The 232-nt window shown below is 68.1% G+C and carries 1 protein-coding gene; it reads left to right on the top strand.

Features of this window, described 5'->3' with window-relative positions:
• A partial coding sequence (locus V5F77_RS29375) for an ATP-binding protein (RefSeq protein ID WP_429008548.1) occupies positions 1-232 on the top strand: 232 nt, incomplete at both ends.

The following is a 232-nucleotide window of genomic DNA, read 5'->3' as shown; positions in this document are numbered from 1 at the left end:
CCCATCCCATGCTGCGACATCCCACCGCCACCCGCCTCGAAGCCCTCGGCTTCCACGGCATGGCCGGCGCCTTCGACGAACAGATCGCCGATCCCGCCGTCGCCGACCTCGGCTTCGAGGATCGCTTCGCCCTCCTGGTCGATCGAGAGAGTGCCTGGCGCGACACCAAGCGCCTTCAAGCCCGCCTGCGTCATGCCAAGCTCCGCGTTCAGGCGGCCATCGAGGACATCGA

The sequence above is a fragment of the Roseixanthobacter psychrophilus genome (genome assembly GCF_043195195.1).
In the GTDB taxonomy this organism is placed as follows: Bacteria; Pseudomonadota; Alphaproteobacteria; order Rhizobiales; family Xanthobacteraceae; genus NCEH01.
Note: the sequence above shows the minus strand (reverse complement) of the source record. Positions and strands in the feature narration are given on the sequence as shown.